The 8,764-nt window shown below is 68.2% G+C and carries 7 protein-coding genes; 6 read left to right on the top strand and 1 reads right to left on the bottom strand.

Annotation, left to right across the window (positions count from 1 at the left end; genetic code table 11):
- Positions 1–82 precede the first annotated feature (82 nt).
- Entirely contained in the window at positions 83–796 is a 714-nt protein-coding gene (gene tagF, locus DBV14_RS17420; RefSeq protein WP_124460420.1) for a type VI secretion system-associated protein TagF, read from the top strand.
- Between the two features lie 85 nt (positions 797–881).
- The gene (locus tag DBV14_RS17415) at positions 882–2,966 is read left to right on the top strand and encodes a serine/threonine protein kinase (protein WP_260397096.1); all 2,085 of its coding nucleotides are present in this window, start codon (positions 882–884) and stop codon (positions 2,964–2,966) included.
- A 48-nt stretch (positions 2,967–3,014) separates the two neighbouring features.
- On the opposite strand, the gene DBV14_RS17410 is transcribed toward DBV14_RS17415, so the two are convergent.
- A complete protein-coding gene (locus DBV14_RS17410) occupies positions 3,015–4,565 on the bottom strand; it encodes a YifB family Mg chelatase-like AAA ATPase (protein WP_124460418.1) in 1,551 nt (516 codons plus the stop codon).
- A gap of 216 nt (positions 4,566–4,781) precedes the next feature.
- On the opposite strand from DBV14_RS17410, the gene DBV14_RS17405 reads away from it, so the two are divergent.
- From DBV14_RS17405 to DBV14_RS17390, 4 genes are all read left to right on the top strand, one after another.
- Positions 4,782–5,678, top strand: a complete 897-nt coding sequence (locus DBV14_RS17405; RefSeq protein WP_124460417.1) for a TorF family putative porin — start codon at positions 4,782–4,784, stop codon at positions 5,676–5,678.
- Positions 5,679–5,745: 67 nt separating this feature from the next.
- Complete coding sequence (glnK, locus tag DBV14_RS17400; protein ID WP_007833403.1) at positions 5,746–6,084, top strand: P-II family nitrogen regulator; 339 nt, start codon at positions 5,746–5,748, stop codon at positions 6,082–6,084.
- Between the two features lie 29 nt (positions 6,085–6,113).
- Positions 6,114–7,559: an ammonium transporter gene (locus tag DBV14_RS17395; RefSeq protein ID WP_124460416.1), complete on the top strand. Its 1,446-nt coding sequence runs from the start codon at positions 6,114–6,116 to the stop codon at positions 7,557–7,559.
- A 201-nt stretch (positions 7,560–7,760) separates the two neighbouring features.
- The gene (locus tag DBV14_RS17390) at positions 7,761–8,693 is read left to right on the top strand and encodes an SMP-30/gluconolactonase/LRE family protein (protein WP_124460415.1); all 933 of its coding nucleotides are present in this window, start codon (positions 7,761–7,763) and stop codon (positions 8,691–8,693) included.
- Positions 8,694–8,764: the final 71 nt, after the last annotated feature.

Here is an 8,764-nt window from a genome sequence, read left to right as displayed (position 1 = left end):
GCACCCGGTGTCAGTCGTACGAGCCCTGAACAGCAGCGCCCCGAACAGCAGCGCCCAGACCACAGCGCAGTGGACCCGTGAAATGAACAGCAGCATTCCTCCACAAGCCTGGGTGCCCGTCGACGAACAGATCGGCTGGTACGGCAAGCTCCCCGCCGCCGGCGACTTTCTCTATCGGCGCATGCCCCGCGAACTCCAGGCCTGGTGGGACCGCTGGATGCAGAACGGCCTCGGCAGCTTCAAGCGCTGGCCCGATGCCATGACCCGGCACTACGCCGTCGCACCCATCTGGAACTTTGCCATTCCGGCCACCCAGGGCGTCAACGCCGTCCAGCTCGGCTGCATCGCACCCAGCTGCGACCGCGTCGGCCGCTACTACCCCGTCTGCGTCACCCTGCAGGTCGCCGCATCGGGCTACCGCCCTTCCGTGCTCGAAGGCTCGTCCGCCTGGTACTGGCAATGCGGCACCGCCCTGCTGCAGGCCATTCGCCACGGCGTGGCGCCCGACCAGTTCGACGGCCACGTGCTGGCCGCGGGCCGTGCGGGCTTTCAGACCGCCAGTGGCGGCTCGGACGACATTCTCTCGATCCTCGGGCCTACAGCCGCTGACGCGGGCGCCCAGCAGCGCCTGGGCTGGCCCGAGCTTCCACTGTGCTTCGACCCCTTCGGCAGCACCAGCTACTGGTGGACCAACCAGGCCGACGGTTCACCGTTGCGGACAGCCGCGCATGGCGGCGGCCTCAACACACCGCTGTTTTCAAAACTGTTTTCGCAGGGACATGTGCCATGGGCATGACGATCGACACAAGAGGCCATCAGAGCCATGGGTCCGCGGCGGCGGCAGCAGTGGCTGCAGGGGTAGTAGCAGGAGGAGACGAAGCATGACGATGACCACCACACACGGCGTTGGCACGACCGCGCCGGCCGATCCGCAGGAGCGGCCCCACCCGCTCGGCGTGGGCCACCGGCTGGACGAATTCGAGCTGCTCGAGGTGATCGGCGAAGGCGGCTTCGGCATCGTCTACCGCGCGTACGACCACTCGCTGCAGCGCGAAGTGGCCATCAAGGAATACATGCCTTCGATGCTCGCGCGCCGCGTGGGCGACAACAGCGTGCACGTGCGTTCGGAGCGGCTCACGGCCACTTTCCAGGCGGGCCTGCGCAGCTTCATCAACGAGGCGCGCACGCTCGCGCAGTTCAGCCATCCGGCGCTGGTGCGGGTGCATCGTTTCTGGGAGTCGAACTCCACCGCCTACATGGCGATCCAGCTCTACCGTGGGCGCACGCTGCGGCGCCTGGCCGAGGAAGAGCCAGGCAAGGTCACCGAGCCCTGGCTGCTCGGCCTCCTGGGGCCGTTGCTCGGCGCGCTCGAGACGCTGCACCGCAGCCAGTGCTTTCACCGCGACATCGCGCCCGACAACATCTTCATCCAGCACGACGACCTGCCGGTGCTGCTCGACTTCGGCGCGGCGCGCAAGTCGATTGCCGACCTGGTCGACGAGGTGGCGGTGATGGTGAAGTCGGGCTACTCGCCGATCGAGCAGTACGCCGACGACAACACGCTGCTGCAGGGCGCGTGGACCGATCTGTATGCGCTGGGCGCCGTGCTGTACCGCGCGGTCACGGGGCACCCGCCGCCGTCGGCCGTGGTGCGCAGCGTGCAGGACGCGTACGTGCCGCTGTCGTCGATGGGCCGCGCCGACCTGAGCCCGGGTTTCTGCGCCGCGGTCGACCACACGCTGGCCGTGCACAGCAAGGACCGCACGCAGACCGTGGCGGCCTTCGCGGCCGAACTGGGCCTGGTGAAGCTCGGCGAGATCTATGTGAACGGCATGGCGGCGCCGACGGTGATCATTCCCGCCGCGCCCGTGCCGGCGGCACCGCCGCCTCCGCAACAGGTGCCGCAGCAGTTCTCTCCCGCGCCGGTGCCCGCGTCGGCACCGGTGCCGCTGGAGGTGCAGCCGGCAGAGGGCTCGGGCTTTGCCGCGACACCGGTTGCGCCGGCCGTTGCCGAGCCCGTCATGAAAGTCCAGGCCAGCAGGCCGAAGGCGCCCGCGCCGCAGACGGCGCCCGCGCCGCAGACGGCGCCCGGCAAGAAGAAAGCGGCGCGCCGAACACCCTGGCTGCTGGTCGGCGGCCTCGTGGTGGCGCTGGTGGCCGTCGGAAGCTGGATCGGCCTGCGCATGACCTCGACCAAGCAGGACACCACGACCGCGATGGCCCCCATGCCACCGCCCGCCGCGCCGATGTCGAACACGGCATCGCCGCCGGCGGTGATGCCACCGCCGGACACGGGAACTACATCTGGCGCAGCCGGAGCCGCAGGGACCCCGGGTGCAACGGATGGCGGGGTGCCGCCGGCCGTGGCGGGTGGCGCCACACCACCGGCCACCGCGCCGGTCGCGGGCACGGCACCGCTGTCACCCATCGAGAGCGTGCCCGCCAGCCCGGCGGCGCCAACGCCATCCGCCGCAACGCCGTCCGAGCCGGCGCAGGCGCAGGTGACCGCCGAGGCCGAAGACTGGAACCTCGCGCAGACCGAGAACACGCGCGAAGGCTACGAGGCCTACCTGCGGCGCTACCGCCGCGGCCCGCATGCACGCGACGCACGCAATGCCATCGCCGAGCTGAACCGCCTCTCGCCGACGGTGCCGACCGCGCCCGGCACCGTGCCGCCCGGAACGGCAGGCACAGCGGTGGCCGGCGTGACCGCGGGCACGGCCGGCAGCACCGCCGCGCCCGCCGCGACACCGGGCACGGGCCGCGTGATGCTGAACATCCGGCCATGGGGCCAGGTGTTCGTCGACGGTGCGGAGCGCGGCGTGAGCCCTCCGCTCAAGTCGCTGTCGCTGCGTCCGGGCATCTACAACATCGAAGTGCGCAACGGCGACCTCGACGTGTACCGGCAGCGTGTGACGGTGCAGGACAGCCGCTCGGCGCCCGTGGTGAGCCACGAGTTCAAGTAGCAGCAACAGCAGCGCGCCGCAGCGCAACGCAGTCGAACGCCGCGCGCGTCAGGCAGGGTTGCGCAAGGCCCGCCGGTACTGCGCCGCTTCCGCCAGGTGCGCGACCTGCACCGCATCGGCCCCCGCCAGGTCGGCAATCGTGCGCGCCACCTTCAGCACGCGGTGCGTGCTGCGTGCCGACCATCCGAGCTTGCTGGCGGCGTTGAACATGAACTGGCGCGCCGGCGCGTCCAGCCCCGCATGCCTGTCGATGGCGCTCCCCTGCAGCGAATGGTTGGCCGCGCCCTGGCGCTGCATTGCACGATCGCGCGCGGTGAACACGCGGGCGCGGATGCTGTCGGTCGACTCGCCGGCGGGTGCATCGAGCAGCAACTGCGGCGACACTGCGGGCACTTCGATGTGCAGGTCGATGCGGTCCAGCAGCGGGCCGCTGAGCTTGCCCTGGTAGCGCAAGACCTGGTCGGGCGTGCAGCGGCAGGCCTTCGATGCCGCGCCCAGGTAGCCGCAAGGGCAGGGGTTCATGGCCGCGATGAGTTGAAAGCGCGCCGGAAAATCCGCGCGCCGCGCCGCACGCGCAATGGTGATGGTGCCAGTCTCGAGCGGCTCGCGCAGGGCTTCCAGCGCCGCGCGCGCGAACTCGGGAAATTCATCGAGGAACAGCACGCCGTGGTGGGCCCGCGAAATTTCTCCGGGTCGGGGCGGCGAACCCCCGCCCACCAGCGCCACCGCGCTGGCGGTGTGATGCGGCGCTGCCGTCGGCCGGCACATCCAGCGCTCGACGGCGAAGCGCCCGCCCAGGCTGGCGACCGCGGCGCTTTCGAGCGCCTCGTCGATGCTCATCGGCGGCAGCAGGCCGGCAAAGCGCTGCGCGAGCATCGACTTGCCCGAACCCGGCTCGCCCACCATCAGCAGGCTGTGGCCGCCGGCCGCGGCAATCTCCAGGGCGCGCCTGGCGCTCGAGTGGCCCTTGACGTCGGCCAGGTCGGCGTAGAGCGGTGCGTTGCCGCCCGGCGCGGCGAGCACGCGGGCCCAGCCATCGCCCGGCGAATCGGGGAGCTTTGCCGCCGCGGCTTCGTCGTCGGCGGCAATGAACTGCCGCACCACGTCGAGCAGGTGCCGGGCGCCGTAGATCTCGCCACCGGGCACCAGCGCGGCCTCTTGCGCACTGTCCATGGGCAGCACGAGCCGTGTCGCCACGCCGCGCGTGTACAGGGCCAGCGCCATCGCCAGGGCGCCCCGCACGGGCCGCAGTTCGCCCGAGAGCGACAGCTCGCCGGCAAACTCGTGCCCCGCGAGCCGGGCGTTGTCGATCTGCCCGCTGGCCGCGAGGATGCCCAGCGCAATGGGCAGGTCGAAGCGGCCCGAGTCTTTCGGCAGGTCGGCGGGCGCGAGGTTGACCACGATCTTCTTGTTGTTGGGAAACTCCAGCCCCGCGTTCTGGATGGCCGAGCGCACGCGCTCGCGCGCTTCCTTGACCTCGGTCTCGACCAGGCCGACCAGCGTGAAGCTGGGCAGGCCGTTCGCCAGATGCACCTCGACCGTGACGCTGGCCGCTTCAAGCCCTAGCAAAGCACGGCTTTGCACCAAAGACAGACTCATTGTTCTCCCCATCACCAAGATGGTGCGCCTATCTTTCGCATGCCCGGGGTGGTGCAGCGCGCGGATATCTGCAACCACTGGAAACAGCCGTTGTAACGAATTGGCTCTCAACACGGGCCGCATCCGCCGTCTCGGAGGGCGGTATTCGTGCACTTTGGCACGCTCCCTGCTTTGAGGGTCATCAGGTTCCACAACACACTTGCGAGGAGTTCCCCGATGACGCACCGTACCGCCGCCCAGGCGCTGATCGTTCTGGCCACTGCATTGACCACGTCGGGCGCCGCGCTGGCCCAGACCGCCGCAACGACCGATGCCGCGGCACCGGCGGCTGCTCCCGCTCCCAATCTCACGGGCAATGTCTCGCTGACCACCAACTACAAGTTCCGTGGCCAAGACCAGGACATGCTGGGCAAGAACGACTACGCCAAGACCAAGGGCTTCAAGCCCGCCATCCAGGGCGGTTTCGACTACGCCTTCGGCGAGAGCGGCTTCTACGTGGGCAACTGGAACTCCAGCGTGAACTGGCTCAAGGGCAACAGCATCGAGAGCGACATCTACGGCGGCTACAAGTTCAAGGCCGGCCCGGTGGACATGGACGTCGGTGCGCTCAGCTACATCTACCCGGGCAACTCGGCCGGCAACACCACCGAGCTGTACTTCGGCGCCACCTACGCCAACGATTCCATCGGCTCGTTCACGGCCAAGTACTCGCACACCGTGTCGAAGGACTACTTCGGCTATGCGAGCAACAAGGCCGGCTCCGGGTTCTCGGGCCGCAATACGGGCTACCTGAACCTGTCGTACAGCAAGGAGATCGTGCCCAAGCTGACGCTGAAGGCAGCCGTGGGCTTCACCCGCATGTCGAGCGACATCAGGAACGCACAGAACGATGTCAAGACCGGCAAGTACCCGAACTACGTGGACTACAACGTCGGCCTGTCCTACGACTTCGGCAGCGGCCTGTCGCTGACCGGCTCCGTGCAGGGCGCGAACAAGAAGGCCGCGTACAACGTCGCAGCCGGCCCGCTGTACGACTTCGGCTTCTACACCACGCAGCAGGTCTATTCGCCGAACAAGACACGCTTCATCCTCACGCTGACGAAGACGCTGTAAACGATCACAACGAGGCGCGGCCCAAGCTGCCGCGCCATTTCATTTCCATCCGAAGGAGCAACTCATCATGAAGCTGGTCACAGCCATCATCAAACCGTTCAAGCTGGACGAAGTGCGCGAAGCACTGTCGGCTATCGGCGTGCAGGGGATCACCGTCACCGAGGTCAAGGGCTTCGGTCGCCAGAAGGGCCACACCGAGCTGTACCGCGGCGCGGAATACGTGGTCGATTTCCTGCCCAAGGTGAAGATCGAGGCGGCCGTCTCCGACGACCTCGTCGATCGCGTGATCGAAGCCGTCGAGGGTGCCGCACGCACCGGCAAGATCGGCGACGGCAAGATTTTTGTCTACAACCTCGAGCAGGTCGTCCGCATCCGCACCGGCGAAACAGGCCGCGAAGCCCTCTGACCGAGTCCAGGCCCGAAAGAACAACGATTATGAAAAAACTGCTTGTCTCTCTTGCGCTCGGCTTGAGCGTGTTGGCCGCCGGCACCACCGGCTTTGCACAGACGCCCGCGGCGGCCACGGCCGAAGCGCCGGCCGCTTCGGCACCGGCTGCCGCCGCTCCGGCACCCGCAGCACCTGCTGCTGCCGCACCAGCTGCGGCCGATGCAGCGCCTGCTGCCGCAGCGGCCGCACCCGCCGCTGCTCCGGCGCCGAAGATCGACTCCGGCGACACCGCCTGGATGCTGACATCGACGCTGCTCGTCATCCTGATGACCATTCCCGGCCTTGCGCTGTTCTACGGTGGCCTGGGCCGCTCCAAGAACATGCTGTCGGTGCTGATGCAGGTCTTCGTGATCTTCTCGCTGATCAGCATCCTGTGGGCCATCTACGGCTACAGCATCGCGTTCTCGGGCGAGGGCAACTTCTTCGGAGGATTCGACAAGATCTTCATGAAGGGCATCACGCAGGAAACCTTCGGCGCGCTGACCACCATTCCCGAATACGTGTTCGTCGCCTTCCAGGGCACCTTCGCGGCCATCACCGTGGCGCTGATCGTCGGTGCCTTCGCTGAGCGCGCCAAGTTCTCCGCCGTGCTGCTGTTCTCGGTGCTGTGGTTCACCTTCAGCTACGTGCCGATCGCCCACATCGTGTGGGGCGGCGGCCTGCTGGGCAAGGACGGCGCGCTCGACTTCGCCGGCGGCACCGTGGTGCACATCAACGCCGGTGTGGCCGGCCTGGTCGGTGCCTACATGGTCGGCAAGCGCGTCGGCTACGGCAAGGAAGCGTTCACGCCTCACTCGCTCACGCTCACCATGGTCGGCGCCTCGCTGCTGTGGGTCGGCTGGTTCGGCTTCAACGCCGGCTCGGCGGGTGCAGCCAACGCCGTTGCCGGCCTGGCCTTCATCAACACGGTGCTCGCCACCGCTGCCGCCGCGCTGTCGTGGATCCTGGGTGAAAGCCTGCACAAGGGCAAGGCCTCGATGCTGGGCGCCGCGTCCGGTGCCGTTGCCGGCCTGGTGGCCGTCACGCCCGCCGCCGGTTTCGTCGGCCCGATGGGTTCGATCGTGCTGGGCCTGCTGGCCGGCCTGGTCTGCCTGTGGGGTGTCGGCGGCCTGAAGCGCATGCTCGGTGCCGACGATGCGTTCGACGTGTTCGGCGTGCACGGCGTGGGCGGCATCCTGGGTGCCATCCTGACCGGCGTGTTCGCAGCCAAGGGCCTCGGCGGCACCGGCGGCGCAACGCCCGACACCTTCGCGATGGGCGCACAGGTGTGGATCCAGATCAAGAGCGTGGCGCTCACGATCGTCTGGTCCGGCGTGGTGGCCTTCATCGCCTTCAAGATCGCCGACCTGACCATCGGCCTGCGTGTGTCGGAAGAAGAAGAGCGCGAAGGCCTCGACATCTCCTCGCACGGCGAAACCGCCTACAACCGTTGATCCCCTGCCGCCGCGGGGCAGCCTCATCAGGCGGCCTCGCAGCGCAACGGATGACCACCATCCTTTCTTACAAGAACAATTCTTCGTAACGAGTTTTTCAAGCGAGAGTCTCCTTTGGATGTTCAGCCCGCGAACGCTTCGGCGCCAGCGGGCTTTTTTTTGCCCGCCGCGCCCGACGGCCGGGGGCACAATCGCCACACCATGTGGACATCCATCGAAGACAGTCTTTGCGAACTCGGCGAGTCGCCGTTCTGGCATCCGCGGGAACGCGCGCTCTACTGGCTCGACATTCCCGGCCGCGCGGTATTGCGCACGCGCGGCGACATCGGCTCGCCGCAGGCAAAGGTCGAGCGATGGCCGTTGCCGACCGAGCCCGGCTGCATGGCGCCCGCGCGCAGCGGCGGCTTGGTGATCGCGCTGCGCGACGGCATCTACCGCGCGCGCGAATGGGGCGGCGAACTGGTCGCGATGGCGCGCGTGGAGCACGACGTGCGCACCATGCGTTTCAACGACGGCAAGTGCGATGCGCTGGGCCGCTTCTGGGGCGGCACGCTGAACGAAGCCAAGGATCGCGCCAACGCCGCGCTGTATTGCTTCGACGCACGCAGCGACACGGGCATATCGCCCACCATTTCGCAGATGGCGAACGAGTCGACCACCGCCAACGGCCTGGCGTTTTCGCCCGATGCCCGCACGCTGTACTGGGCCGACACGGCGGCGCACGTGGTGTGCGCATGGGACTGGGATGCCGAGGCCAATTCGCTTTCCCATGCGCGGGTGTTCCAGCAGTTCGACGCGAAGCCCGAAGGCTGGACGCCCGATTCGCCGGTGCACTACGAGGGCCGCCCGGACGGCGCGACCATCGACGCGCAGGGGCACTACTGGGTCGCGATGTTCGAGGGCGCGCAGCTGTTGCGCTTCTCGCCTTCGGGTGAGCGCGTGGCCTCGATCGCGACGCCGGTGCAATGTCCGACGATGCCTTGTTTCGGTGGCGACGACCTGAAGACGCTGTTCGTGACGAGTGCCCGCAAGGGACGGCCCGCGGCGGAGATTGCGCAGCGTCCGGCGTCGGGCTCGGTGATCTCGATGCGGGTCGATACGCCTGGGTTGCCTGTCAGCTTCTTCGAGGACTAGCCGGGGTGCGGGTGGGTTTTCTGTGCGCTGCTGTTGGGGGCGTTCGGGGCGCTGTTCAGGGCGACGCTCGC

The organism is Variovorax sp. KBW07, from assembly GCF_003852515.1.
In the GTDB taxonomy this organism is placed as follows: Bacteria; Pseudomonadota; Gammaproteobacteria; order Burkholderiales; family Burkholderiaceae_C; genus Variovorax.
Note: the sequence above shows the minus strand (reverse complement) of the source record. Positions and strands in the feature narration are given on the sequence as shown.